Raw genomic sequence first — 26753 nt, forward strand, 5'->3', positions numbered from 1 at the left:
TACAACGAAAATATATATCGATGTCAGTTTTTATTACAAATTTTAAAAGTGCGATGAAAACGATTAAATGCGCGTTTATCTCCAAAATTCTCGCTTTTTGATGAGATCGCTGACAAATATAAATTTTAAATGAATGGAGCGGTATGGTATAAATATACAGCCGGTCGATAACCTCCCGCAGTCCGCTAAGCAGACTTGTCAGGCGCCAGGGTAGGGAGGGAGATTCTGACCTTGTCGTCGTTAAGGATTAAAAAAACAAAGCCCGCAATCAATGCGGGCTTTGTTTGGTATAGATGGTGCGGCCAACCAACTTCTCGGGCGGCCGCTGAGGTCTTAATTTTGACGTTTAATTACTTCCTTGTCTCGAACTCCATTCAATTCATGTTCATTCTGATGAAGTTCCTTAATCATATTCTGGAACATATGGGCTTCTTGACGATTGAGTCCGTCACGGTTATCCTTCAGTACCCAGTTTTCGACCGTTTTCTTCAGAATTTCACTCTTCCGTTCCAACATTTCCGTATAACTCAATGTCCTTCATCCTTTCTGATTCCGTGATTCAGCCGCTTTATGAACTTGGTTTACCTGTCAGTTCGTTCGTGTAATCTCACATACGACGTAACTTTTACCATTATACCGGAGATTCTGATCGAACCCAACGCGTATACACTGTATTCAGAAAAGGTGAGGAGGACTCCGAATGGAAGAGAGGTCCTGAGCGGACGGCTTCGAAGAAATGCGGCCGGATGCTCCGGGATGCTAGCCGTTGCTCGCTTATCTAACAATTGATTCACATCCAGAACCGGACAACTCTTATGCTTCTCCAGTCGCCACCGGGTTCTCCTCATACGAGATCCAGTCACTCCAGCTTCCGCCGTACAGCCGGACCTTCTTGAAGCCAATCCGCTTCAGGGCAAGCGCGTTCGGGCAGGCGGAGACGCCGGAGCCGCAGTAGACGATAACTTCTCGGTCTTTGTCCAATCCGGAGAAATGTTCATTAAGCTCCTCCGCACTCTTGTAACTGCCGTCTGCATGCTGCGTGTCTTTCCAGAAATAATTCACTGCACCGGGGATATGGCCTGCTTTCTTATCCATAGTCTCGTTCTCGCCCCGGTAACGGTCGTTAGCCCGGGAGTCGATCAGGACTGCGCCGGAAGCGGCTCCTTCCGCGGAGATTGTCCGGATCTCCCCGATTTCTGCCAGCAGCTCGGGCCGGGGAGCAGGCTCATAGCTGGCCGGGATGGTTACCGGCCGGTGATCGGTGACAGGGAAGCCGGCAGTCTTCCAGGCGCTGTAGCCTTGATCCATGACACAGGCCTGTTCATGTCCGAGATATTGAAGCAGCCACCAGAGGCGGGAAGCGTAGAGGCCGCCCTGATCGTCGTAAGCGACAACGAGGCTGTCCCGGGAAATGCCTGCCCGCCCGAGCGCTGCCGCAAGAGATTCAGGGTCCGGCACCGGGTGGCGTCCGCCGTGTTCGCCCACGGGAGCGGACAGATCCTCGCCCAGATGAAGGTAGACGGCACCCGGAATATGGTCCCGGAGATAAGCGCCGCGTCCCTCTTCGGGATCGGCGAGATTGAACCGGCAGTCTGCAATGACAAGTCCAGGCTCATACATGCGGGCCAGGAGCCAGCGGGGAGTCACGATCGGATCATTCATAAGAAAGCCTCCTTATTATAGAAAGTGATGGCCTGAACAAAGGCAGAAAGACAGCAAAAAAGGCGGGTGGATTCCCGCCTTTTATCCGGCTGCCTTAACGGCTCGCGTCGGAGCCGAGTGTCCACTGCTCCAGCTCGCGCATGAGAATATCTTCTTCTTCATCGGTGAGGTCAAGCCGGATGCCGTATTGATATTCACCGATTCCGTACATCCAGCCCCAGCGGACACTTCCCTCAAAAGCGAGCATCTGGTCGTTCAGTTGGAAGTGGATGGTGATCTTTGTATCCCCGGAAGTGAATCTTACGTTCAGTGAACTGCGTACCTTGCAGCCGGAACGGCTGATATCGAGCAGAACACCCGGGGTTCGCTTGCCCGCGCCCGGGCCCGGATTGCCGGCAGGGACTTCAAGCCAGCATTCGATTGGCTGGTTCATTACATAACGGAATGGTTCTTTTCTGCTGGCAGCGCCCATAAATTCCCTCCGCCCGTTTTTAGTCATTATAAACGAAACGGACAGAGCAGGACAATGCGAACGCTCTTTCGAATTGCAAAAAATTCAGCCGATTGCATACAGGGACGCCATGCAGTCCACGAACATGCGGTTGTACTCGGAGCGGCTGAGGTCACGGGAGCAGGCGATATCCCGGCCAAGGAATTCAAACCAGGTGATTTCCGTGCCGTCTTTTTTGTAGAGAAACCGTTCGTTCTGAAGGGCAAATACCTCGTTGCCGTAATCGGGAACCTTCTCGTACGCCAGCGGAACTCCTTGTTTCTCTGCAACCAGGGTAGCGAGCAGAATCAGCATTTTGAACGGGTCGTCGTACATTTCAAATTGTTCCTCGGCCACCATTGTTCACTCCTTCGCAAGCTTGGAATCCGTCTTGATTATAACGCGGCGGAAGCCGGATGACAGGGCATCCCGGCGAAGTCAGGATGATTTTGCTACAACTCAGCATATTTCCCAAGATTGCTGCCCGCCGGGCGTGGCGCGCCCTTCATAAATCAAGGCGAATCACCGATAAAGGAAGCATGAGATCTGTTTTAGTATAAGGAGAATGCGAATTGTTTTTTAGACTCCGGTCTGTCTTTGCGGGGGCTTTCGCGGTCATCATCATTCTGTTGACACTGCTGCTCAGCTGGGTGATCGGCAGCGAAGCGACCCGTTCGTCCGAAACCAGCGTCGGTCAGTCCTTGTCCGAAGTCGCCTACCAGATGTCGGAGAGCCTGGACCAGTTCATGTGGGCCCGGGCCGGTGAAATCGAAACGATCAGCCGGCTTCAAGCGTTCCAGCAGCCGGTTGATCCCAATGAAGTGACGGCCCTGTTGAACCAGCTGAAGCAGAGCCTCTCGGTTTTTACCTGGGTTGGTTATCTGGATACCAAAGGCAAGGTGACGGCTTCGACGGACAATATTCTGCTGGGGCAGAATATCAGCCAGCGCCCGGTATTTCAGGAAGGAATGAACGGTCTGTATGTCGGGGATGTGCACGATGCGGTTCTCCTGTCCAAGTATCTGCCCAATCCGGACGGGGAGCCCTTGCAGTTCGTCGATGTCAGCGTTCCGGTCTATGGGCCGGACAATGCCAAGGTCGGCGTGTTGGCGGCGCACTTAAGCTGGGAATGGTCGCGCCAGGTGGAAGAGTCGATTATTTATCCGCTTCGCCAGCATACGAAGAATGTCGAGGTGTTCGTGGTCAGCCGGTCGGGCCATACGATTCTGCTCGGTCCCAAGGAACGGGTCGGCCGGAAGATGGACCCGGAGACGATGCTGCAGGCTCTGAATCTGGGGAATTCGTGGTTCGTCGAGAAGGATAACGGAAGCAGAACGGGATATTTGACCGGTTATGCCCGCAGCAACGGCTATTTGGATTATCCCGGCCTTGGATGGACTGTTGTCATCCGCCAGCCGGCGGATATCGCTTTTGCCTCCATCCAGGAATTGAAGCGGACGATTGCCCTGTCGGGAATCAGCGTCTCGGTTCTGTTCGCTATCGCAGGCTGGTTCCTGGCCGGCTGGATCGTCGGTCCGCTGCGGCGAATCGCCGCAGCCGCGGATGAATTGAGCTCGGGTACGGCAGTGGAAATTCCGAATCAGTCCCGCATTCGCGAAGTCCGCCACCTGTCGGATTCCCTGCGCAATCTGATCGCTGCGCTGACGCATACGGAGACCGAACTGTTCCATATGTCGGATGCGGCTCGCCACGACCCGCTGACCGGGCTGCCCAACCGGATGGCGCTGGATGATTTTCTGGCGCATGCGGTCAGCCGGGCGAAGCAGAACCACAGTACGCTCACGTTTCTGTATCTGGACCTGGACGGGTTCAAGAGGGTGAACGACGCCAGAGGGCACGCAGTCGGCGACAAGCTGCTTCAGGAGGTGGCGTTCCGGCTCGTGGAATCCACCCGGGACAATGAGATTGTCACGCGGATCGGAGGAGACGAATTCGTCGTCGTTCTTCATACCTCTCTGCAAAAACCGATGCAGGAAGCCGAGACGGTCGCCAAACGCATTATCGATGCGATCAATCGTCCGTTCCTGATCGAGAATCAGCCGATTCAGATCGGCTGCAGCGTCGGAGCGGCCATCTGGAGCCCCGATTCGCAGGACACGAGCGAGACGCTGCGGCTGGCCGACGAGGCGCTCTACATTTCCAAGCGGAGCGGCAAGAACCGGATCACCTTCGAGAGCGCTTCTTGAGAAGAGAGCCGTGAAGACCATAAAGACAGGAAGGGCGTCCCGAAAGGGCGCCCTTTTTGCGCATCTGTTCCTTCCGGCCGATTAATGGCGTGCCATCCGCACAGGCTGCCGGAGAAGGACGTGCATTTACTGGTAGAGGAACGTGAAGAATGATGCTATACCGAGGGGGTTGGAAGATGAAGCCGGCTTCATTTATCGCCAAGCTCGCGCCGTATGCGATGCAGGATATGATCCGGACGGGAGTGCCCGCATCGCTGACGATTGCGCAAGGCGCACTGGAATCGGCCTGGGGGGCCAGCGGCCTTGCGGCCAGAGCCAACAATCTGTTCGGCATCAAGGGGAACGGACCGGCCGGAAGCGTAACGATGGCGACCACCGAATATGTGAACGGCCGGGCCGTTACGATCAATGCGGCCTTCAAGGCGTATCACAACTGGGGAGAAGCGGTATCGGACCATTCAGCGCTGCTGGTGAACGGAACCTCCTGGAACCGGAAGCAGTACGCGGCTGCGGTTGGTACCGACGGCCGATCTGCCGCAAGGGCGGTTGCGGCGGCGGGATATGCCACGGACCCCAATTATGCGCAGCAGCTTATTCGTCTGATCGACACGTATGATCTGGAGCAATACGATGCCAAGGCGGAGGAGGAGAACGGGATGTCGGCAGAAGACCGAAAACGGCTGGCCGAGCTGGAGAAGCGGCTGGCAGAAATGCAGGAAGGCCTGGCTGCTCTCGGGCAGAGCCGGGATACGCTCAAGGAAGCGCTGAACGAGCAGGGCAACACCCTCAAGCTGGTGCTGGAACGGTTAGTGGCTCTGGAGGACAAAACGTCGATGGAGGTCCCGAATTGGGCGGCAGCAGCTGTCAAGAAGGCTGTAGCGGCCGGGCTGATCGACTCGCCTTCGGGAGCGAGCTATGACTTCTACCGGATTCTGACCGTTCTGAACCGGGCAGGTCTGCTGGCCGGAGATCATTAGAGGATTTTCGGTTTTTTGACAAAAAACTGCCGATTTGGCGATTCATACCCGGAATGCGGGGGTAGTTATTAACATGACCCCCCCTTTTCATTATAGCTTTGGACGCTGCCGCAGGCAGGGTCCCTTTTTTTGCTTCAAGACTTGTCCGAAATCAGAATGAACCGCTCCGCAAAAGCGTTTCTTCCTTCAGGAGTAGCCCAAGCCGGTTCGATGTCTTGGACATTCGGACTGCTTGAATCAAAGCTCTTGAGGCTTCCCTGGGTAATGGACAGCAAATAAAGGGCTTGACCGGGTCCGTGTGCATAGATTTCTATCGTAGCCGTGACCGGGAACTGTCTGAACAGAGAAGCGGACTGCTGCATCAGCAGGCTGATCAGGGAGTCCCTGGACTTGAAGAGACGGTTGTATTCCGGCTCGGCGTCGGGGAGATGCGGATGAGCGAGGGCATAGTTCTGGTAATCGGCGTAATAGCGGATTTCAATCCGGTCGGCATCCGTCTGAAGACGCTCAATGAATCGGGAGGAAGGCAGGGTGGACAGAAAAGCGCAGACTTCGCTGTAGATGAGCGGCAGCCGGTCCGGCGGAGCCGGAGAAAGGGAGGCGGCGGGAATGGACCCGCCAGGAAGGGAGGAGGACAGCGAAACTTCCGGCTGCCGGACGGCGCCGATCAAATGGACCGCGCCCCACAGGACGACCAGACACAGACCCAGCTGCCGCCAAAAGCGGGAAAACCAATGTTGCATTGAACCTCATCTCCTATCCGGAATGCAGGCTCAGGGAAGCAGACGTTTGATAGTCCAGGCCGGCAGCACCAAAGTATCGGTTCCGGTAAGGACCGTCAGCCTCTCGGTTCCATCGTTATAATCGCATATTCCGCGGTAGGTTTCGCCGCTGACCAGGTGAACGGTGACAGGCTGCCTCCGCTGCATGGCTTCTCTGATTTCTTTTTGTATGTGCATTCCATATCATCCTTTTCGCAAGCACCCGCTAAAAGCTGTTTTATTATCTGTCTTATTAGTAACTTAAACGATTCTTTCGCATTTTAACTTGCAGCAGATGAAGTTCCTGTCCATTTCATAAAGAATTTTAAGCAAGTTCGCTGAAAAATTCAATCTTTGTTCGTCATAAAGAATGAAATCTATCTATTTCATAGTCTGCTCTGCCGATTGGCCAACCATTCCCGGAGGGTTCGCGCAAAAAATCGGGGCCCTCTTGCGAGAGCCCCTTTCATGGGAGAGGAGAAACCGGACGAAGGGCTTATGGGGAAGCGTAAGCTGGCTTCGCGGTTATCTGCGGCACCCCGTGAAGGATGCCGTTGATAGTATCATTGCCTCCGGACCGGCAAGGTATACCTGGCCTGCATCTTTTTTTTATTTAGCGCCGGGTTTGTGATACCATAGGCTCATGGCAGAAGCAGGACGAAGGCGTACAGCCGGCGTATGCGTATGCAAAGGTCTAAACAGAACGGGAGAATTCAGCATGAGAGTGGTATCGGGCACTGCCAAGGGCAGACCTTTAAAAAGCGTACCCGGGACGGGGACGCGCCCAACGACCGATAAGGTCAAGGAAGCGGTATTCAGTATGATCGGTCCGTATTTTGAGGGGGGAGCGGCGCTGGATCTGTTCGCAGGGACCGGCGGCTTGGGCATCGAGGCTCTCAGCCGCGGAATGGAACGCGCCGTCTTTATAGATATGGAGCCGCGGAGCATTGAGACGATTCGGGCGAATTTGAAGGCAACCGGCATGACGGAGCGGGCCGAGGTGTACCGCAACGACGCGGTCCGGGCGCTGGCAGCGCTGGAGAAGCGCGGCCGGGCGTTCGATCTGGTCTTTCTGGACCCCCCTTACCGGATGAAGCACGGACACGAGCTGATGGCTTCGATGGACGCCAAGGGTCTGCTCGCCGCAGACGCCGTCATTGTGCTGGAGCATGAATCGGATTATGAGTATCCGGAGACCCTTCCGGGCTTTGAGCGGATCCGCCACAGCAAATACGGAGAGACGGCCATCTCGCTGTACCGCTATGCCGGGGAGAAGACGGAAGGAACCCCAGAGGAGGAGCAGAATGAAGCCGGAGAATAGAAAAGAACGGATCGCCATCTATCCGGGAAGCTTCGATCCGGTAACGCTGGGGCATCTCGATATTATTAGACGGGCGGCCAAGCAGTTCGACAAGCTGATTGTCGCCGTGCTGAACAATCTGAGCAAGAATCCGCTCTTCTCCGTACAAGAGCGGGCCGATCTGCTGCGCCGGACGACGGCGGATATACCGAACGTCGAGATTGATACGTTCCGCGATCTTCTCGCCAATTATGCGAAGGAGCGGGAAGCGCAGGTGATCGTCCGAGGCATTCGGACGGTAACGGATTTCGAGTACGAGCTTCAGATTGCGACGATCAACAGCAAGCTGAACCCGGACGCGGAGACGATCTTCATGATGACTCATCCGAAATACTCCTATCTCAGCTCCAGCGTAGTGAAGGAGATCGGGCATTTTGGGGGCCATTTGTCCGCTTTTGTAACCCCGGAGGTCGAGGAGGCGGTCCGCGCCAAGTTCAGGGTCTCCGCTGAAGGCGGCCCGCAAGACTGAGCGCCCCCGAGAGCAGCAGCATCCCGAGGATAAGAATGGCGAGAAGGAAGCCCAGCCGGGGCAGCCATTCCAGTGCGCCGTGCAGGGAGCCGTTGCCGGTTCGGGCGCCGGGGGAGAAGACCGAGGCGGCAGTAGGAGACAGGGGAACCACTGTCCGGAGCAGGAGCAGGAAGATGGCGGCAAAAGCGGCGTGCAGGAGCCGATGCAGCGCAAACGCGCGGTAGCGGACCGCGATTCCTGCCCTGCGGAGCGCGGCCAGGGATTGCAGCTGGGCGCTGAGCCCGCTCCAGCCGAGCGCGGCGGCGAGCAGCGCCATCGGCCACATGCCGGTGGCCCCACCGGCATAGCCGGCGGCCGCTTCGGCGATCCGCTGGGCGCCGAGATGGACCTCCAGCGCGGCGGACGCCAGCGCGCCGGGCAGAACCGGAACGGCGGTCCGCACAATATGGACCGCCACGGCAAAGGCGATGATGAAGCCGCCGGCCATCATCAAGCTCTGGACGGCGGCGGCGACGGAATCGCCGAGCAGCCGTCCGAACGGGCGGCCGTCGCGCGCCCGTGCCTCGGCGGCGGCGTTCAGAGCCCGCCGCGCCGTTCCCGGGGGCCGGGGCGCGGCCGGGCGCCCGCCGGGTGAGCCGGAGCGGCCTGAACGCCGGGGCCGCTCCGGCTTGGAGCTTCGCCGGGCCAGCACGGCCCCGGCGGCCAGGCCGGCCAGCCAGTGGCCGGCCAGCAGCAGGTACCCGGCTGCCGGGCTGTGCAGCAGGGCAGTCCCGGCCACGACCAGAACCGTGACCGGGCTGGCATAATGCGAGAGGGCCGCCAGCCGGGCGGCCTCTTCCTCGCTGAGCAGCTCCTGCCGTCTCAGCTCGGCCGCGCTGAAGGCGCCGGCGGGACAGCCTGCGGTCATGCCGAGCGCCAGGCCCCAGCCCGCGCAGCCGGGCAGGCGGAAGACTCTGGTCATGAGCGGTTCCAGAAGGACGCCGGCGGCGTGAACGGCTCCCGAAGCCGCCAGCATCTCCGACAGCATCAGAAAAGGCAGCAGCGCGGGGAAGACAACGGTCCACCACAGCTCGAGCCCCTGAAGCGACGCTTGAAAAGAGCTGGCCGGCGATGCCACGATGGCCGCGGCGAAGGCGACGGCAAGTCCGGCGGACAGGTAGGGGGCCCAGCCTGCGGACCGGGGCGGTCTGGCAATCATGTTCGCTTCCACCTCTTCATAGCCTGGAATAACGGGCAGGCCGCAATTTGGGATTCCCGGAATTTATCATCGGAATCTGTAATTATACTATCCTCATCCTATGCGGGACGGGCAGGGCTCATGCCTCGTAAAAGCTGTCCTGAGAATTGGGGTTCAATGCTGAAGCGGAAGGAGGAGAACTTAGCGTGAGACCCATTAAGCGCCGCACGGGCATGCGAATGGCGCTCTATCTGTTCACGGTCGTTGTGCTCATCTATGTGATTATCTTCATGGATACGCCTTATGTCGTGTACCGGCCCGGCAGCGCTTCGGAAGTGGCGCCGATGATCCGGGTGGAGAATGCGGACCCGGCGGAGCGCGGCACCTTCATGATGACAACGGTATCGGCTAGCTATGCCAATGTAGCGCTGCTGGCCGTGTCCTGGTTCGATTCCAATGCGGAGATCATCAAGAAGAAGGAGCGGCTCGGGGATCAGAGTGAAGCGGAATACGCCGCGGAACAGGTCTACTACATGAGCAGTTCCCAGTCGAACGCGGTGGAGGCGGCTTACAGCGCTGCGGGAGTCCCTTATAAAGATGTGCCGGAATATACTTTTGTCTTCTCCGTGCCCGAGAAGGGCAATCAGACCAAGCTGCGTCCCGGCGACAAAATCCTGGCAGCCGACGGAGATGCCGTTCGTTCACCCGATGATCTTACAAAAGCGCTGGCCGGACACGGAATCGGCGACCGGATTGAAATCACCGTCGGCCGGGGAGCGGAGAAGATCGACGAGGAAATCACCCTGGTGCCGATTCAGAATAAAGAGGACGCCAAGCCGAAGCCGGGTCTGGGCGTTACCATTGGAGCGATCCAGAAGGTGGAGGCTGCCGAGCAGGGAAGAGGCGTGCAGTTCACCAGTACGGAGGTCGGCGGCCCGTCGGCCGGACTCATGTTCACGCTGGAGATCTACAACCGGCTGACGCCCGGAGATCTGTCCAAGGGTTACCGGGTCGCCGGAACCGGTACGATGGATGCCGAAGGAACGGTGGGGGCCATTGGAGGAATTGCGCACAAAATCGTAGCGGCGGACCGTAAAGGCGCCGATTTCTTCTTCGTGCCTGCGCGGAATTACGACGATGCGAAGAAGAAGGCGGACGCCATCGACACGCAGATGAAGCTGATCCGGGTGGACCGGCTTCAGGATGCGCTCGATTATCTGAAATCGCTGCCGGTCAAATCCTGACCGGCGGCTCCAGGTAATCGGCGAACAGGCTCTCTCTTCCGGGCGCGCCGAACCCGGCGGCATAGGCCATGGAGGCCTGCCGGTCCAGCAGAAGCTCCGGCTGGCCGCCGGCGGGGAACTGCAGCACGACGGGCAGCGCTGCCGCGTGCTTCATCTCTCTCAGCAGGCTGCGCCCGCTCTCGCGGAAGCCCAGCACCCGTATATATTGGGGACCCCGGGCCAGAAGCTCCGGCGAGAGGGCCTCTCTGGAATGGTTCAGCAGAATATGCAGCAGCATGCGCTGGAGCCGGGTCCGTGTGTAGCGCTTGGCTTTGAGGGCATCCAGAAGCCCGCCGACGCTGAACACCGGCAGCAGCGGCAGAACCCGGCGAAGCCGGTGTTCCAGGCCTTCATTGACGTCCTGAATGCCCGCCAGCTCGGAATCGGTGCGGACGGCCAGCTGGTGCAGCAGGCTTCGCCCGTAGCACTCCCAATGCATCGGGAAGCGCCCCTGCTCTCTTTCCCGTTCGAGAATATCGAGGACATAATCCGGCATATAGCCCGCCGCAGCCGAAAGGTCTCCGTCCGTCAGCAGCTTCCGGACGGCGGTTGCGCTGGCGATCGAAGCCCCGGGAACCGCGGAATCATGGAACCCGGCGCCCCGGCGGGGGATGGTCAGCGGCCGGATCTTCGCCCCCAGTCTGCGGAGCGCGATGAGATAATGCAGGCCCAGCGCATTGTTGGAGCCGCGAAGCAGCTCGCCGGCGCTGCTTGTCCCGCTGCCGAGAACGGTCTGGACGGCGGCGCTGTAGGCTGCGGGAAAGCTCATCCCCCGGCCGAGCAAGGCCGCGAGCTCGCTCTGGAGCTCCGCGTCTTCCAGGACAAGCCGGTCGGCAAGGGCTTCCAGAGGTCCCAGGTCTCCGCTCTCGGTGCCGAAGCAGAAGCTGTCCACAATACCGGCGGCGGCCAGAACGGCGACAGCGCCGTAGCCGAACCACTCCGCGGGCTGGACTGCATAGGCGACCGGCAGCTCCAGCACGAGGTCCGCCCCCATGCGGAGCGCCATCTCGGTCCGGGCTCGCTTGCCCGCAATGGCGGGTTCGCCCCGCTGGGTGAACGGACCGCTCATGACGACTACGGCGCGGTCTGCGCCGGAGACTGTTTTGGCTTCAAGAAAATGGTGGACATGCCCGTTATGCAGCGGGTTGTATTCGGCAATAATTCCTACTGTCGTCACTGAACATTCACTCCGTTACGTTCTGGTTATGTTCTCATCATAAGCCGATGCTTTCTCTGAAACAATATCAAGGATAAAAGGTTGACAAAGAGCGGAAAGAGTAGGTATAATAAATTTTGTTTGTTTGGAGTGATTTGGTATGAAGTTTTACTTTCGCAAAATTGCCAATGCCGATGGCGCACTGCCGATTCACGGCGACGTGGACGTCAGCGCGGCTGTGAAGGGACGCAAGGACATTGTGGCTGTCTCGCCGATTAAGGCGGACCTGAATGCGCTGCCCGCCGGGACCGATCGGGTGTCGGTGGCAGGGAAGCTTCACGGAGAGGTAGACATGCTGTGCGCGCGTTGCCTGAACCCAGTCAAGACCCATCTGGACATTCCTTTTGCCGAGACCTTCAGATGGACGAAGCAGGCCGCCGAACCGGCGGAGGAAGAAGAGGATGAGGAACGGATTGACGTTTCGGAAGAAATGGTGGATCTGGAACCTTATGTGGAAGAGAGTTTCCTGCTGCACCTGCCGCTCTCGGTATTGTGCGCGGACGACTGCCGCGGCCTCTGTCCGACTTGCGGCTCCAACCTGAACGAAGGCGGCTGCGATTGCGACAATGTGGTAATCGACCCTCGGCTTGCCGGGTTGAAGGATTTTTTCAAGAACTGAGCAGATGAACCAACACACCGCCGAACAGGCGGGTTGACTTGAATAAGGAGGTGGAACACATGGCAGTACCTCAACGTAGAACGTCCAAGACACGCCGTGACAAGCGTCGCACTCACTTCAAACTGGTTGTGCCGGGCATGGTGAAATGCGAGCAGTGCGGAGAACTGAAGCTGGCTCATCACGTATGCAAAGTGTGCGGAACGTACAAGGCTAGAGAAATCATCAAGCAATAGTCTTCAGCCCGGTTGGCGGCGCTCTTCTCCTTTTGGGAGGGGGCGCCGTTTTTGATGTTATCGTCCTTTACAGCTTAAGGCTGAAAGCCGGCGCGTAAAATGCAGGCTTTCTTTTTGGGCGGCTATCCTTTATACTACATCTTAGTACCAGGTTCTAAGTTCGGTGCTCGGCGACGAGCAGCCGGACGGGAAGAACCGATTCAGCGGTTGCGGAGTGCAAAGGCCGGGAGGTGAGCCGTTATCGAGCGTTTATCCAAGAAAGAGCGGCAGCGCCGGCTGCTGCAGATCATAGCGGACAATCCGTTCGTAACGGACCGGGAGTTGACCCGGGAGCTGAAAGTCAGCATTCAGACGATAAGGCTGGACCGGATGGAGCTTGCCATCCCGGAGCTGCGCGAGCGCGTGAAGCAGATGGCGGAGCATTCGTACGATCAGGTTCGCTCGCTGCCCGAAGTCGAGGTGGTCGGCGAGATCGTCGATCTGCAGCTCGACAAGAGCGGGATTTCGATCTTTGAAATACGCGACGAGCATGTATTCTCCCGCAACGGCATCGCCCGCGGGCATTATGTCTTCGGCCAAGCCAATTCGCTGGCTGTGGCGGTTATCGACGATGAAATCGCATTGACGGCTTCTGCGGACATCCGGTTCGTCCGGACCGTCCGTCTTGGCGAGAAATGCATTGCAAAAGCCAATGTGCGCTCGCAATCGGGCCGCGGGGGCAAAGCGGAGGTCGAAGTGATTACTTACGTGGGCGAAGAAATGGTGTTTCAGGGCCATTTTGTCGTCTATCGCTCCGCACCGGCTCAGCATAATGAAGGAGGAAACATCATTGCGGATCGCCATTGACGCCATGGGCGGCGACCATGCCCCCGGATGCAACGTAGAGGGTGCGCTGCTCGCGGCTGCGGAATGGGAAGACATAGAGATTATACTGGTGGGCGATGAGGAGAAGCTGTCGCCCCTTTTGAAAGAGAAGCCGAAGCGGATATCGATCCGTCACGCTTCCGAAGTTATCAGCGGGGAAGATGAGCCGACCAAGGCGGTTCGCCGCAAAAAAGACTCGTCCATGGTCGTGGCCGGACGGATGGTCAAGGAAGGCGAAGCCGAAGCGATGATCTCCTCCGGCAACACCGGAGCGCTGATGACTACGGGCCTTCTCGTAGTCGGACGAATGGAAGGAATCGCCAGACCTGCTCTGGCGCCGATGATTCCGACTCTGGACGATGTCGGCGTACTGGCGCTGGATCTGGGCGCCAATATGGACGCGAAGCCGGAGCATCTTGCCCAGTATGCGATGATGGGCAGTGTGTACCGCAGCAAGGTGCACGGCATGGCAGAGCCGCGTGTCGGACTGCTGAATGTCGGCACGGAAGCGGCGAAAGGCAACGAACTGACGAAGGCGGCTTATCCGCTGCTGGAGAATCTGCCGGGCATTCGTTTTGTTGGCAACGTTGAGGCGCGGGATGTTCTGATGGGCGCCTGCGATGTGCTGGTATGCGACGGCTTCGCCGGCAACATCCTTCTTAAGACGCTGGAAGGGACGGCGGGCGCCATGTTCGCCCTGCTGAAGCAGCAGTTCTCGAAGTCGCTGAAGACGAAGCTGGGCGCGGCGATGCTGATGCCGGAGCTTCGCAGCCTCAAAGGAAAGCTCGATTACAAGGAGCACGGCGGAGCGCCGCTGCTGGGACTGAACGGTCTGGTGGTGAAGGGGCACGGCTCTTCCGACGGCAACGCCGTCAAGAATGCGGTGCGCCAAGCAAGAATCGCCATCCAGTCGGGGCTTGTAGACAGCATAGCCAAGGAAATTAGCGGGAAGTGAGTGGAGACATGAACAATTTACGGCCTGTGGGCATTATCGGTACGGGCAAGTATGTGCCCGAACGCATTTTGACGAACAGCGATCTGGAACAAATGGTCGAAACCAATGACGAGTGGATCGTAAGCCGGACGGGAATCCGCGAGCGGCATATTGCCGCTCCGGAGGAAGCTACCTCGGATCTCGCCTACCAGGCTGCGCTGAAAGCGCTGGAGACGGCGAACATGAAGGCTGAAGAGCTGGATCTCATCATCGTCGCAACGATTACGCCGGACACCTCCTTTCCTTCAACGGCCTGCATTCTTCAGGATAAGCTCGGGGCGTGCCGGGCAGCGGCATTCGATCTGTCTGCGGCCTGCTCTGGCTTCGTATACAGTCTGGCTACGGCAGTCGGCATGATTCAGAACGGGATGTACAACAATGCGCTCGTGATCGGGGCGGATACGCTGTCGCGGATTACGGATTATACGGACCGGAACACCTGCGTGCTGTTCGGAGACGGAGCCGGGGCGGTCATTATCGGCGAAGTTCCGGAAGGCCGCGGATTCCGTTCTTTCGATCTTGGCGCAGAGGGAGCCGGCGGCTCGCTGCTGAAGCTTGAGGGCGGCGGGTCTCGCCTTCCTGCCTCTTCCGAGACGGTGGAAGGCAAGAAGCATTTCATTTATATGAACGGCCGCGAAGTGTTCAAATTTGCTGTCCGCGTCATGGGCACTGCAACCGAAAGAGTGCTGGCCAAGGCCGGTCTGACCAAAGCAGACATCGACCTGTTCGTTCCGCATCAGGCCAACGTCCGGATCATCCAGTCTGCGATGCAGCGGCTTGAGCTGCCGGAAGAGAAATGCGTCGTGAACGTGGACCGCTACGCCAACACTTCGGCGGCGTCGATTCCGCTGGCTCTCGTTGAGGCTGCCGAGCAGGGCCGCATGAAGGAAGGCGATACGGTTCTGATGGTCGGCTTCGGCGGCGGTCTGACCTGGGGCGCTTCCGTCCTGATCTGGTAAACGGGCGCAAGAGGCGGCGCATCGGCGCTGCCTCTGCCGGGTGATTCGTATGAGGAAAGGAAGTAAGGGCGACAATGGGAAAAATCGCATTCATATTCCCCGGCCAGGGGGCGCAATCGGTCGGGATGGGCAGAGATGTCTATGAGACTCTTCCGGAGAGCCGCGAAGTGTTCGAGCAGGGCAATTCAGCGCTTGACCTGAAGCTGACGGATCTGATCTTTGAAGGACCGGAGAGCGAGTTGAAGCAGACGGCGAATACGCAGCCTGCCCTTCTGACCACCAGCATCGCCTATCTGCGGGCGCTGGAAGCGGCGGGCGTGCGAGCCGATTATGCAGCCGGACACAGTCTCGGCGAATACAGCGCTCTTGTAGCAGCCGGCGTTCTGGCCTATGAAGACGCGGTCCGGCTGGTCCGGCTCCGCGGCCAATTCATGGAAGAAGCCGTTCCCGGCGGCCAGGGCGCGATGGCGGCGGTGCTTGGCGCTCCGCGCGAAGCGCTGGCCGAACTTTGCCGGGCAATCTCGGAGGGGGGACATGCCGTCGAGCTCGCCAATGTGAACTGTCCGGGGCAGATTGTTGTCTCAGGCAGCAAGGAAGGCGTCTCGGCGGTGGGCGAACGCGTGAAGGAGATCGGCGGCAAACGGGCAATCCCGCTTGAAGTCAGCGGCCCGTTCCATTCCTCGCTGATGAAGCCGGCCGCGCTGCGGCTGGAAGAAGAGCTGGCCCGGGTGCAGTTCCGGAAGCCCGCCGTTCCGGTCGTCGTCAATGCGACCGCTTCGGCCGTCAGCGACCCCGAGGAGCTTCGTTCTCTGCTGGTGAAGCAGGTGTACTCGCCTGTGCTCTGGCAGGACAGCGTCGAAGAGTTGATTCGCGCCGGAGTGGATACCTTTGTCGAGATCGGACCCGGCAGTGTGCTGACAGGGCTGATCCGCAAGATCGACCGCAGTGTGAAGCTGCTGAATGTGAACAGCCTGGAGAGCGTGGGCACACTCCGGAACGAGCTGTCTTAAGGCGGAGTCAACCAACTATGGCGAAGGAGAGTGGAAGCATGTTCTCAGCTTTGCGGGGTCAGACCGCGCTTGTAACGGGAGCTTCCCGGGGGATCGGGCGCAGCATCGCCCTGTCGCTGGCGGAGCACGGGGTCAACGTGGTCGTCAACTACTCCGGCAGCGAAGCGGCTGCGGAGGAGACCGTCCAGGCGATCCGCGCTCTCGGCGCGGAAGCCGTGGCGATCCGCGGCAATGTAGGCCGCGCCGATGAAGCGGAGGCGCTGGTCAAGGAAGCGCTGGGCGCTTGGGGACGCATCGACATCCTGGTCAACAATGCCGGCATCACGCGTGACAATCTGATTATGCGGATGAAGGAAGAAGAGTTCGACCAGGTAATCGAGACCAACCTCAAAGGCGTATTCAACTGCCTGAAGGCGGCGACGCGTCCGATGATGAAGCAGCGCTACGGGCGCATCATCAATATCTCGTCCGTGGTGGGCGTAACCGGGAATCCCGGCCAAGCCAATTACTCGGCCGCCAAGGCCGGCATCATCGGCCTGACGAAGTCGGCCGCACGGGAACTCGCTTCCCGGGGGATCACAGTCAATTGCATCGCGCCGGGTTTCATTGATACCGACATGACCCGCGCGCTGCCGGAGGAAGCTCGTACCGAGCTCTCCAAAGGCATCCCGCTGGCCCGTCTGGGCCAGCCGGAAGAGATCGCTTCGGCGGTGCTTTTCCTGGTCTCTTCCGGGGCTGCATACATGACCGGCCAGACGCTTCATGTCGATGGCGGCATGTATATGTAAGGATGGCATTTTGGAAACATATCTCGTATAATACTCGAAGAGGAGGTGAACCGGATGTCCGACGTATTGGAGCGTGTAAAACGCATCGTAGTCGATCGCTTAGGAGCCGACGAAGCCGAAGTAACACTGGAAGCGTCTTTCAAAGATGATTTGGGTGCTGATTCTCTCGACGTAGTGGAATTGGTCATGGAATTGGAAGATGAATTCGATATGGAAATCTCTGATGAAGATGCAGAGAAGATTACGACCGTGGGTGAAGTTGTGAATTACATACAATCTCATACCTAGTGTCTATGGTGAATCAAGTCCCGTACCTGCTTAAGGCGGGACTTCTCCTTATTTATTACGGCTTTTGCATCTGTCCCCTTGCAGGGAAGGCCAGGCCGTCAGCTTCTTGAATTCCGAAAATAAGCTACGTTCGCCGCAGGCGATTGCCATTTATATAGAAGGCGGCCGCTCGGCCGCAGGTAAGCAGTCAATACAGACCGTGCCCGGCACGGTCGGCAGACGGGGTGAGTGTGTGAGTCATCGAGTAGTGGTCACCGGCATGGGAGTTATGACTTCGCTGGGACAAGATTTGGAGACGTTCTGGAGCAGCCTGATGGCAGGCAAATCCGGCGTTTCTTTAATAGAAGCTTTTGATGTGAGCGATTATCCGACCCGCATCGCAGCGGAGATCAAAGATTTCAACGCCGAAGAGCGTTTCGGCCGCAAGGAAGCGCGCAAGATGGACCGATTCGTCCAGTTCGCGCTGGCGGCGAGCGAATCGGCTCTGGCGGACAGCGGCCTCAAGATCGGCGAGAACGTGGAAGCGGAGCGAATCGGCGTATCGGTCGGCTCCGGCATCGGCGGTCTGGGCACCTGGGAAGATCAGCACAATCTGCTGCTGGAGAAAGGGCCGAAGCGGGTCAGCCCGTTCTTCATTCCGATGATGATTGCCAATATGGGCTCAGGTCAGGTATCGATCAGCCTCGGAGCCAAAGGGCCGAACACGACGATGGTGACCGCCTGCGCAACAGGCAGCCATTCCATCGGCGATTCCCTCCGTCTGATTCAGCGCGGCGACGCCGATGCAATGATCTGCGGCGGCGCAGAAGCAACGATCCGCCCGACCGGGATGGCCGGCTTCTGCTCCATGCGGGCGATGACCACCCGCAACGATGAGCCGGAGAAGGCGAGCCGTCCATTCGACAGCGACCGCGACGGTTTTGTCATGGGCGAAGGAGCCGGAATTCTGATCCTGGAATCGCTGGAGCACGCTACTGCCCGCGGAGCGCATATTTATGCCGAGGTAATCGGCTACGGATTGAGCGCAGACGCGCACCACATGACCGAGCCGGACCCGGACGGAGCGGCGCGCTGCATGAAGATGGCGATCCGCGATGCCGGCATTGAACCGGAAGCGGTGGATTACATCAACGCCCACGGTACTTCGACTCCGGTCGGCGACCGGTCGGAGACCATTGCCGTGAAGAAGGCGCTGGGCGACCATGCGTACAAGGTAGCCGTCAGCTCGACCAAGTCGATGACCGGCCATTTGCTGGGCGCAGCCGGCGGCGTGGAGGCGATTATCTGCGGGCTGGCCTTGCAGAACGGCGTCATTCCGCCGACGATCAACCTGGATCATCAGGACCCGGAATGCGATCTGGACTACGTGCCGAATGTGCCTCGCCAGGCGGATCTGGAGATCGCCATGTCGAACTCCTTTGGCTTTGGCGGGCATAATGCAACCATTGTCCTCAAAAAATTCAATCCGTAAGGAGAGCGAGCGGTGAACGGAGACTTGAAGCAACTTGAGCGGCAACTTGATATCCGGTTTCACGACTCCTCGCTGCTGAAGCAGGCTTTCACGCATGCTTCGTATGTGAACGAGCACCGCTTCCACCAGCACCAGGACAACGAGCGCCTGGAGTTCCTGGGCGACGCGGTGCTGGAGCTGACCGTATCGGAATATTTGTATACTCTCCTGCCGGACCGGCCGGAAGGCGAACTGACCAAGCTGCGGGCTGCGATTGTCTGCGAACCGTCGCTGGTCAAATTTGCCGAGCACTTGGGCTTTGGCCGGTTCGTCCTGCTGGGCAAAGGCGAGGAGCAGACCGGAGGCCGCACGCGTCCGGCGCTGCTCGCCGACGTGTTCGAATCGTTCGTGGGAGCGCTTTACCTGGATCAGGGACTGGAGGCGGTTCGGGGCTTCCTTAACCAGCACGTCTTTCCGAAAGTGGAGACCGGCGGCAAGCTTCAGGTCGGCGTGAGCGATTTCAAGACCGAGCTGCAGGAACTGATTCAGCATCACGGACTCGGCAATCTGGAATACCGGATTATCGAAGAACGGGGTCCTGCGCATGAGCGGGAGTTTGTGTCCGAAGTGATGATGTCGGGCCGTTCTCTGGGCCGCGGCAGCGGTCGGTCGAAGAAAGAAGCGGAGCAGCAGGCGGCAGCAGCTGCCCTTCAGCAGTTGAGAGCCAGCGAAGTCTGAGGCAGCGGATACGCCGGACGGCCGATCCTCCCGAGCGGGACGATCGGCCGTTTTTGCCTTTATACGGGGCGGTCCGGCCGGCGGACACTTATGATATAATCGGTTCAGAGGTGAGAGGGACAGTATGTTTTTGAAACGGATCGAGCTTGCGGGCTTCAAATCGTTCGCGGACAAGACGGAGATGGAGTTCGTACGCGGCATTACAGCGGTCGTCGGACCGAACGGCAGCGGCAAGAGCAATATTTCCGACGGCATCCGCTGGGTGCTGGGGGAACAGAGCGCCAAATCGCTGCGCGGCGGCAAGATGGAAGACATTATATTTGCGGGAAGCGACGCGCGCAAGGCCGTCAATTACGGCGAAGTATCGCTGACGCTGGACAACGAAGATCATACGCTTCCGCTCGATTTCAGCGAGGTGACGGTCACCCGCCGGGTGCATCGCAGCGGAGAGAGCGAATATCAGATCAACAAGCAGGCCTGCCGCCTGAAGGACATTACCGAGCTGTTCATGGATACGGGGATCGGCCGGGAAGCCTATTCGATTATCGGACAGGGCCGGATTGAAGAGATTCTGAGTACGCGTTCGGAAGACCGGCGTGGTATCTTTGAGGAAGCTTCCGGAATTGTAAAATACAAATCGCGGCGCCGGGACGCCGGACGCAAGCTGGATGAGACGGAGCAGAACCTGCTCCGCATTCACGACCTGGTCAGCGAGCTCGAGGATCAGATCGGTCCGCTGCGGGAGCAGTCCGAGAAGGCAGCCCGCTTCAAGGAACTGAAGGAACAGCTGAAGCGGCTGGAGATTTCGGTATACGTGCATCAGATTGAAGGAATTCATGCCTCCTGGCAGGAAGGCAGCGCCAAGCTGGAGGTCCTCGGCCGGGAGCAGCTGGAGCTGTCGACGGTCGTTTCGGCACACGATGCGAAGCTGGAGAGCGGCCGGGCCGAGCTCCGCAAGCTGGAGGAAGAGATCGAACGCCTGCAGGAACAGCTTCTGCGGTACAGCGAAGCCTACGAGAAGAGCGAAGGCTACGGTGAACTGCTGAAAGAACGGCGGCGCCATCTGGAGAATAACCGGGAGCAGCTGCTGCAGGCGCTCGGCTCTGTAGGAGAACGCTCCGAGGACAGACTGCGCGAGCTGACGGCCTTGGAGACGAGCCTGGCACAAGCCAGGGGACGGCTGGAGACGCTTCGTGGCGAGATTGCGGCGGAGGAAGAACGGCTGGCCGGAATGGCCGGGGGATTAAGCCAGAACCGGGAGGAGACTCTCAAGAGCGGTCTGCTCGACCTGATGAACCGGATGGCGCAGGCGCGCAATGAAATCCGGTACGCCGACCAGCAGAAGGAGAATCTGGAGCGGCGGATGAACCGCAGTGAGGAAGAGAGCGGCAAGTGGAGCTCCCGCCTGCGGGAACTGACGCTGGAACGGGACAAGCGGCGCAAGCTGATCGAAGAGCTCGGAACAGAGCTCGGCAAGCTGCGCAGCGCCTACATTGCGGAGAGCGAGAAGATCTCCGCCCGGCACAAGCTGCAGGAGGAGAGCGGCGCGAGTCTGCGGAAGTGGGAGCAAAAGCGGGAAGCGCTCGTCTCCCGTCTGGAGACGATGAAGGAAATGCAGGACGACTTCGACGGCTTCATGCTGGGCGTCAAAGAAGTGCTGAAGGCATCGCGTAAAGGCCAGCTTGCGGGCGTGCAGGGCGCGGTCGCGGAGCTGATTGCCGTGCCCGAGAAGCTGGAACTGGCTCTGGAGACGGCGCTCGGCGCTTCGCAGCAGCATATCGTCATGGACAACGAGTCGGTCTCCCGGCAGGCGATCGCTTTTCTGAAGCAGCGCCAATTAGGCCGGGCGACCTTCCTGCCGATGGACGTTATCCGTCCGCGGCAGATCGGCGCGAGCGACCGCCAGCTTGTGGAAGGGGCAGAGGGCTTCGTAGGGATCGGGGCCGATCTGGTCGGCCATGACCCGAAGTACGCCGGCATTGTCGGCAGTCTGCTCGGCAATGTGGTGATCGCCGAAACGCTGGAGCAGGCGAACCGGATCGCCGCCCGCTGCCAGTACCGTTACCGGGTAGTCACGCTGGAGGGCGATGTAGTGAATGCCGGCGGTTCGATGACCGGCGGCAGCCAGCATAAGAAGAACAGCAGCCTTCTGGGCCGCAAGCGCCAGCTGGAACAGCTGGAGGCCGAGATCAAGGACGCCGAGGCCCAGGTGTCGAAGCTGCGGGAAGCGCTGGCCCGGCTGCGCGCCGAACAGGACAAGGCCAACACTCTTATGGAGAAGCTGCGCCAGGACGGCGACGAGAAGCGTCTGGACGAGCAGCGGGCAGCCGGGGATTTGAAGCAGCTTGAACAGGAGCTGCGGCTCGTAACGGAGCAGGCGGACAGCGCCGGAGCGGAGAAGAGCGGCTTCGAGGACGAGCTGAAGCAGCTTGCCGCCGCGCGAGAGGCGGCGGCGTCCGAGTTGCAGCGGCTGGAGGCGGAAGAGAAGCAGGCCCATGAAGAGATCCGGCTCGCCGAATCCGCCCGCAAGGCGAGCGAGAATGAGAAGGAAGAGCTTCAGGGCAAGCTGACGGGCATGAAGGTGGCGGAAGGCAAGCTGGATCAGGAGATCTTCTCGCTGGAGGAGCAGCTGCGCAGACTCCGTCAGGATGCCGGCTCCCAGGACCGGGAGCTGCGCCAGAACCGGAATCTGCTGGCGACGATGGAGCAGGATCTGGAGACCAACGCCGCCGAAGCGGTGAAGCAGGTCGAAGACCTCAATACGTTCCGCCTGCGCAAGGAAGAAGCTGCTTCGAAGCTGGACCTCTCCCGCGCGGCCCGGGCTTCGCTGACCCGGCGGCTGGAGACGGAGGAGAACGAGACGCGCGAGCAGCGCCAGGCGCTGCGCTCCGTCGAGGAGCGGCTGCGGGCAACCGAGGTGGCCGTCGGCCGTCTGGATGTCGAGCTGGACAATATTCTTCGCAAGCTGAGCGATGAATACGAGCTGAGCTATGAACTGGCGAAGCAGCGCTATCCGGTGCCGGAGGATGTGCCGCAGGCACAGGCGGAGGTGCAGCGGCTGCGCCGGTCCATCTCCGCGCTCGGAGAAGTGAACCTCGGCGCGATCGAGGAGTATCAGCGCGTGCATGAGCGCTTCACCTTCCTGAGCGAGCAGAAGGACGATCTGGTGGAAGCGAAGACAACGCTGTACCAGGTCATCCGCGAGATGGAGGAGGAGATGTCGAAACGGTTCAAAACGACCTTCGATGCCATCCGCCGTGAATTCGGAACAGTGTTCAGCAAGCTGTTCGGCGGCGGCCGGGCCGACCTCTTGCTGCTCGATCCCGACGATATGCTCGGAACCGGGATCGACATTGTCGCCCAGCCGCCCGGCAAGAAGCTGCAGAACCTGCAGCTCCTCTCCGGCGGAGAGCGGGCGCTGACCGCAATGGCTCTCTTGTTCGCCATTCTTCAGGTCAAGCCGGTTCCCTTCTGTGTGCTGGATGAAGTGGAGGCAGCGCTCGATGAGGCGAATGTCGTCCGCTTCGCGCAGTATCTGCGCGAATTCTCGGAGCAGACGCAGTTCATCGTGGTCACCCACCGCAAAGGAACCATGGAAGAGGCCGATGTGCTTTATGGCGTGACGATGGAAGAGGGCGGCGTGTCCAAGCTGGTCTCCGTGAGACTGGAGGACGAAGAAGCCGTTATCGCCTGATCGGTTAGACCTGAACGGTTGTCAGACTGAACGGCTGTCAGACCGATCCGTAGAGGAGGAAGCTGAATGCCATCTATCCGGATACGCAGACCGGAGCCTCAAGACCTGCCGGCGCTCCAGGAATTCTTCCGGCTGGTCATTGAGGATACGTTTGCACGCGAAGGCTTATCTCATATGGCGGCGGATATGGAAGCCGAAGTGGAAGAGAAGATAGGCCTGCTTGAAGACGATCTCGCGAGCGGCGGGAAGGAGCGCTTGTTTCTGCTTGCGCTGGACGGCGACAAGCTGGTCGGCACGATGCAGTTCGGACCCGGCAAGGGGCTTATTGCCGAAGTGCTCGGAGAGGAAGCAGCCGGCCTCACCGAGGTGGGGGGCGCATTGATTCATCCCGATTACCAAGGCAAGGGAATCGGTTCCCTGCTTTGGAATGCGGTGCTTCTGGCTATGCTGGGAAGAGGCATCGAGCAGTTCTGCTTCGACAGCGGGTACCCGCGGGCCCAGCAGCTGTGGACCCGCAAATTCGGCGAACCGGACCGGGTGCTGAATGACCGCTGGGGCCCGGGACACCACCATTTGATCTGGATTCGCAAGGTTCGTGAAATTCCGCTTCGTTTCAGCCTGGATCCGGACAAAGATCCAGACAGAGGATGAAAGCCGGTAGCGGAGCCGTTATACCATTTACAGGGAGGTTACCATGAGCTTTTTTCGCAAATTGAAAGAGAGCATTGCCGGGAAGACCGAGAGTGTAACGAAGCAGTTCCGGGACGGGCTGGAGAAGACCCGCAAAGGTCTGGTCGAGAAAGTATCCGATCTCATTATCCGGCGTAAGAAGATTGATGAAGAATTCTACGAAGAACTGGAAGAAATTCTGATCGGCGCCGATGTCGGAGTGAACACGGTGCTGAAGCTGGTCGAAGATCTGCGCGCCGAAGTGAAGAAGCAGCGGATCGAGGATGCGGCCGAGCTGCAGCCGATTCTGTCCAGCATGCTGATGGATCTGCTGCGCGGGGACGACAATGTAGCGCTTCGGGAGAATCCGGACGGCATTACGGTTATCCTGTTCGTAGGCGTCAACGGCGTCGGCAAGACGACTACGATCGGCAAGCTGGCCCACCGTTACAAGTCGCAGGGCAAGAAGGTTCTGCTGGCTGCAGGAGATACGTTCCGCGCCGGCGCCATCGAGCAGCTTGAAGTGTGGGGACAGCGCGCCGGCGTCGATGTAATCAAGCAATCGTCCGGCTCCGACCCGGCGGCGGTGATGTACGATGCCGTCCAGGCGGCGAAGCAGCGGAACGTCGATATTCTGATCTGCGATACGGCAGGACGTCTCCAGAACAAGAACAATCTGATGGAAGAGCTGAACAAGATCTACCGCGTGATTCAGCGCGAGATTCCGGGAGCGCCGCATGAAGTGCTGATGGTGCTGGATGCCACAACCGGACAGAACGCGCTGAGCCAGGCGAAGCTGTTCGGCGAGAAGAGCGGCGTAACCGGGCTGGTCCTGACGAAGCTGGACGGCACAGCCAAGGGCGGGATTGTCATCGCCATTCGCCAGGAATTGAACCTGCCGGTCAAGCTGGTCGGCCTCGGCGAGAAGATCGATGATCTGCAGCCGTTCGATTCGCAGCAGTTCGTGCATGCGCTGTTCTCGGGTCTGATTCCGGAAGAAGAGAAGACCGAAGACTGAGCGGGCAGAAGACCAAAGACTGCAGGGGGCCGTAAGGCAGCCGGCAGATGGAGAAGGCGGCGGGAACGAAAGTTCCCGCCGCTTTTTCACTTTTTCATCAATATTAACGTCATCCTTCAACATATGAAAAATTCACAAAAGAACATCAAACCCGGAATATCCCGCCCGCCCCGCGCATACCATTCAGTATGCCCCTTCCGTCTGTCCACGCCGCCTTCAATGCGGAGTTTATAAATGTGAAAATGATTGTTAAGTATATTGACATGAACAATAAGGTTTACGTATGATGGAAATAAGTTTAGTTCCAAATCTTCAGCTAATGTGTTATTGTACCTAACACTTGTCGAAGGGAGTCGGGCTTATGTCCAAACTGGACCCTCTACCTGGTCTGTCTCCATACCCGCTGCAAGATTATTATGACGAAATGTTCGCGGATGCCCGCCGTGTTCGTCCGCACTATGGCCCGGTTAACCGGATGTTCGCCGGGATGAGCCCGGAGGAACTTCAGGCCAAGCAGCGTCAGATCCAGCGCAGGATGATGGAGGAAGGCATCACATTCACGCTGTACAATCCGGCCCAGGATCAGCCGATGGAGCGAACGATCCCTTTTGACATGATACCCCGCGTTATCTCCCGGCAGGAGTGGGATACGCTCGAAGCCGGCATTGTCCAGCGGATTACCGCACTCAACCTCTTCATTCATGATGTGTACCATGAGCAGTACATCGTCAAGGACGGCGTCATTCCCAGACGCTTCATTCTCTCCAATGTGTATTTCCGGCCGGAAATGGCCGGACTCCGCGTACCCGGCGGCTCCTACATCACGACTTCGGGAATCGATCTGATCCGCCACCGCGACGGCCGCTATTATGTGCTTGAGGATAATCTGCGGACCCCGTCCGGCTTCTCTTATCTGTTCAAGGGCCGCTCGCTGATGAACCAGCTGTTCCCCGAATTATCGCTGTCCAGTTCTATCCGGGATGTGGATCACAGTCTTAACCGCTTCCTGTCCGTGCTCCGCAGTTTGTCGCCATCCCGCTCCGGCGATCCTGTCATTGCGCTGCTGACACCGGGCGAATACAATTCCGCTTATTATGAACATGCGTTCCTGGCCCAGCAAATGGGAATCCATCTGGTAGAAGGACGCGATCTGGTGGTCCAGGACCATAAGGTCTATCTGAAATTCATGAACGGCCTCCGCAAAGTGGACGTGCTCTATCGGCGCATCGACGACGATTATATCGATCCGCTGGCCTTCCAGCCGAATTCGCTGCTCGGCGTGGCAGGGCTGATGAACGCCTACCGGGCGGGCCATGTTGCGATTGCCAACGCTCCCGGAACCGGGGTGGCCGATGACAAGGCAATGTATACGTATGTGCCGGAGATGATCCGCTATTATCTGCGCGAAGAGCCGATTCTTCCCAATGTGCCGACCTATGTGCTCTCTCGTCCGGAGGAGCGCCGCTTGGCACTGGAGCATATAGAGGAGATGGTCATCAAGGAGACCTCCCTCTCCGGGGGCTACGGCATGCTGATCGGCAGCGAAGCGACCCGGGAGCAGAAGGAAGAGTTCCGGCTGAAAATTCTGGCTGAGCCCGACCGCTATATCGCCCAGCCGATCATGTCGCTCTCCCGCGCTCCCGTCCTGACGGACGGAGTAATGCAGCCCCGGCATATTGACCTTCGGGCCTTTGTCCTGATGGGCGCGGACCGCAAGCCCCACGTCATTCCGGGCGGATTGACCCGGGTCGCTATGCGGGAAGGGTCGCTTGTGGTCAATTCTTCTCAGGGAGGCGGCGTCAAGGATACCTGGGTTCTGGCCTAAAG

27 protein-coding genes are annotated in these 26753 nt (G+C 59.0%); 19 read left to right on the top strand and 8 right to left on the bottom strand.

Annotated elements, in window-relative coordinates:
* Positions 1-333: 333 nt before the first annotated feature.
* The 4 genes from RBI05_RS02690 to RBI05_RS02705 form a co-directional block, all read right to left on the bottom strand.
* Entirely contained in the window at positions 334-531 is a 198-nt protein-coding gene (locus tag RBI05_RS02690; protein WP_150458480.1) for a hypothetical protein, read from the bottom strand.
* Between the two features lie 282 nt (positions 532-813).
* Positions 814-1662, bottom strand: a complete 849-nt coding sequence (locus RBI05_RS02695; RefSeq protein ID WP_310550032.1) for a sulfurtransferase — start codon at positions 1660-1662, stop codon at positions 814-816.
* Positions 1663-1756: 94 nt separating this feature from the next.
* A complete protein-coding gene (locus RBI05_RS02700) occupies positions 1757-2134 on the bottom strand; it encodes a PilZ domain-containing protein (RefSeq protein ID WP_310550033.1) in 378 nt (125 codons plus the stop codon).
* Between the two features lie 84 nt (positions 2135-2218).
* Entirely contained in the window at positions 2219-2509 is a 291-nt protein-coding gene (locus RBI05_RS02705; RefSeq protein ID WP_223879874.1) for a hypothetical protein, read from the bottom strand.
* A 215-nt stretch (positions 2510-2724) separates the two neighbouring features.
* On the opposite strand from RBI05_RS02705, the gene RBI05_RS02710 reads away from it, so the two are divergent.
* On the top strand, positions 2725-4359 hold the full coding sequence (locus RBI05_RS02710; RefSeq protein ID WP_310550034.1) for a sensor domain-containing diguanylate cyclase: 1635 nt from the start codon (positions 2725-2727) through the stop codon (positions 4357-4359).
* Between the two features lie 176 nt (positions 4360-4535).
* Complete coding sequence (locus RBI05_RS02715) at positions 4536-5336, top strand: glycoside hydrolase family 73 protein (RefSeq protein WP_310550035.1); 801 nt, start codon at positions 4536-4538, stop codon at positions 5334-5336.
* Between the two features lie 134 nt (positions 5337-5470).
* Here RBI05_RS02715 and RBI05_RS02720 read toward each other — a convergent pair whose 3' ends face one another.
* The gene (locus RBI05_RS02720) at positions 5471-6079 is read right to left on the bottom strand and encodes a hypothetical protein (protein WP_310550036.1); all 609 of its coding nucleotides are present in this window, start codon (positions 6077-6079) and stop codon (positions 5471-5473) included.
* A gap of 30 nt (positions 6080-6109) precedes the next feature.
* Complete coding sequence (locus tag RBI05_RS02725; protein ID WP_150458487.1) at positions 6110-6295, bottom strand: hypothetical protein; 186 nt, start codon at positions 6293-6295, stop codon at positions 6110-6112.
* Positions 6296-6815: 520 nt separating this feature from the next.
* Between RBI05_RS02725 and rsmD the strand changes: the two genes are divergently transcribed.
* A complete protein-coding gene (gene rsmD / locus RBI05_RS02730; RefSeq protein ID WP_310550037.1) occupies positions 6816-7418 on the top strand; it encodes a 16S rRNA (guanine(966)-N(2))-methyltransferase RsmD in 603 nt (200 codons plus the stop codon).
* Entirely contained in the window at positions 7402-7926 is a 525-nt protein-coding gene (coaD, locus tag RBI05_RS02735; RefSeq protein ID WP_310550038.1) for a pantetheine-phosphate adenylyltransferase, read from the top strand. The genes rsmD and coaD overlap by 17 nt, the downstream gene beginning before the upstream one ends.
* Here coaD and RBI05_RS02740 read toward each other — a convergent pair.
* Positions 7892-9124 carry a nucleoside recognition domain-containing protein gene (locus tag RBI05_RS02740; protein WP_310550039.1) on the bottom strand — a complete coding sequence of 411 codons (1233 nt, stop codon included), beginning with the start codon at positions 9122-9124 and terminating at the stop codon, positions 7892-7894. The two genes, coaD and RBI05_RS02740, sit on opposite strands and share 35 nt — an antisense overlap.
* Before the next feature lie 185 nt (positions 9125-9309).
* Between RBI05_RS02740 and RBI05_RS02745 the strand changes: the two genes are divergently transcribed.
* Positions 9310-10347, top strand: a complete 1038-nt coding sequence (locus tag RBI05_RS02745; RefSeq protein ID WP_310550040.1) for a SepM family pheromone-processing serine protease — start codon at positions 9310-9312, stop codon at positions 10345-10347.
* On the opposite strand, the gene RBI05_RS02750 is transcribed toward RBI05_RS02745, so the two are convergent.
* Positions 10337-11563 (bottom strand): nucleotidyltransferase, encoded by a 1227-nt coding sequence (locus RBI05_RS02750; protein WP_310550041.1) that lies wholly within the window; start codon positions 11561-11563, stop codon positions 10337-10339. The genes RBI05_RS02745 and RBI05_RS02750 overlap by 11 nt on opposite strands.
* Positions 11564-11702: 139 nt before the next feature.
* Here RBI05_RS02750 and RBI05_RS02755 point away from each other — a divergent pair, with 139 nt between their 5' ends.
* From RBI05_RS02755 to RBI05_RS02820, 14 genes are all read left to right on the top strand, one after another.
* Positions 11703-12221 (top strand): YceD family protein, encoded by a 519-nt coding sequence (locus RBI05_RS02755; RefSeq protein WP_150458492.1) that lies wholly within the window; start codon positions 11703-11705, stop codon positions 12219-12221.
* A gap of 59 nt (positions 12222-12280) precedes the next feature.
* The gene (gene rpmF, locus RBI05_RS02760) at positions 12281-12454 is read left to right on the top strand and encodes a 50S ribosomal protein L32 (RefSeq protein WP_019911234.1); all 174 of its coding nucleotides are present in this window, start codon (positions 12281-12283) and stop codon (positions 12452-12454) included.
* 240 nt (positions 12455-12694) lie between these two features.
* Entirely contained in the window at positions 12695-13300 is a 606-nt protein-coding gene (gene fapR, locus RBI05_RS02765) for a transcription factor FapR (protein WP_150458493.1), read from the top strand.
* Positions 13284-14273, top strand: a complete 990-nt coding sequence (gene plsX, locus RBI05_RS02770) for a phosphate acyltransferase PlsX (protein ID WP_310550042.1) — start codon at positions 13284-13286, stop codon at positions 14271-14273. The genes fapR and plsX overlap by 17 nt, the downstream gene beginning before the upstream one ends.
* Positions 14274-14281: 8 nt before the next feature.
* Complete coding sequence (locus RBI05_RS02775) at positions 14282-15271, top strand: beta-ketoacyl-ACP synthase III (protein ID WP_310550043.1); 990 nt, start codon at positions 14282-14284, stop codon at positions 15269-15271.
* Positions 15272-15345: 74 nt separating this feature from the next.
* Positions 15346-16281 (top strand): ACP S-malonyltransferase, encoded by a 936-nt coding sequence (fabD, locus tag RBI05_RS02780; RefSeq protein ID WP_310550044.1) that lies wholly within the window; start codon positions 15346-15348, stop codon positions 16279-16281.
* Between the two features lie 38 nt (positions 16282-16319).
* Positions 16320-17069, top strand: coding sequence for a 3-oxoacyl-[acyl-carrier-protein] reductase (fabG, locus tag RBI05_RS02785; RefSeq protein ID WP_150458497.1), 750 nt, complete (start codon positions 16320-16322; stop codon positions 17067-17069).
* A 54-nt stretch (positions 17070-17123) separates the two neighbouring features.
* Positions 17124-17357, top strand: coding sequence for an acyl carrier protein (gene acpP / locus RBI05_RS02790; protein ID WP_025334828.1), 234 nt, complete (start codon positions 17124-17126; stop codon positions 17355-17357).
* A 232-nt stretch (positions 17358-17589) separates the two neighbouring features.
* On the top strand, positions 17590-18828 hold the full coding sequence (gene fabF, locus RBI05_RS02795) for a beta-ketoacyl-ACP synthase II (RefSeq protein ID WP_150458498.1): 1239 nt from the start codon (positions 17590-17592) through the stop codon (positions 18826-18828).
* 12 nt (positions 18829-18840) lie between these two features.
* A complete protein-coding gene (rnc, locus tag RBI05_RS02800) occupies positions 18841-19545 on the top strand; it encodes a ribonuclease III (RefSeq protein ID WP_150458499.1) in 705 nt (234 codons plus the stop codon).
* Between the two features lie 124 nt (positions 19546-19669).
* On the top strand, positions 19670-23239 hold the full coding sequence (gene smc, locus RBI05_RS02805; protein WP_310550045.1) for a chromosome segregation protein SMC: 3570 nt from the start codon (positions 19670-19672) through the stop codon (positions 23237-23239).
* Between the two features lie 66 nt (positions 23240-23305).
* Entirely contained in the window at positions 23306-23890 is a 585-nt protein-coding gene (locus RBI05_RS02810; protein ID WP_150458501.1) for a GNAT family N-acetyltransferase, read from the top strand.
* A 43-nt stretch (positions 23891-23933) separates the two neighbouring features.
* Positions 23934-24926 carry a signal recognition particle-docking protein FtsY gene (gene ftsY / locus RBI05_RS02815; protein ID WP_150458502.1) on the top strand — a complete coding sequence of 331 codons (993 nt, stop codon included), beginning with the start codon at positions 23934-23936 and terminating at the stop codon, positions 24924-24926.
* A 361-nt stretch (positions 24927-25287) separates the two neighbouring features.
* Positions 25288-26751 (top strand): circularly permuted type 2 ATP-grasp protein, encoded by a 1464-nt coding sequence (locus RBI05_RS02820; protein WP_310550046.1) that lies wholly within the window; start codon positions 25288-25290, stop codon positions 26749-26751.
* Positions 26752-26753: the final 2 nt, after the last annotated feature.

The organism is Paenibacillus glufosinatiresistens (assembly GCF_031470375.1).
Classification (GTDB): Bacteria; Bacillota; Bacilli; order Paenibacillales; family Paenibacillaceae; genus Paenibacillus_AQ; species Paenibacillus_AQ glufosinatiresistens.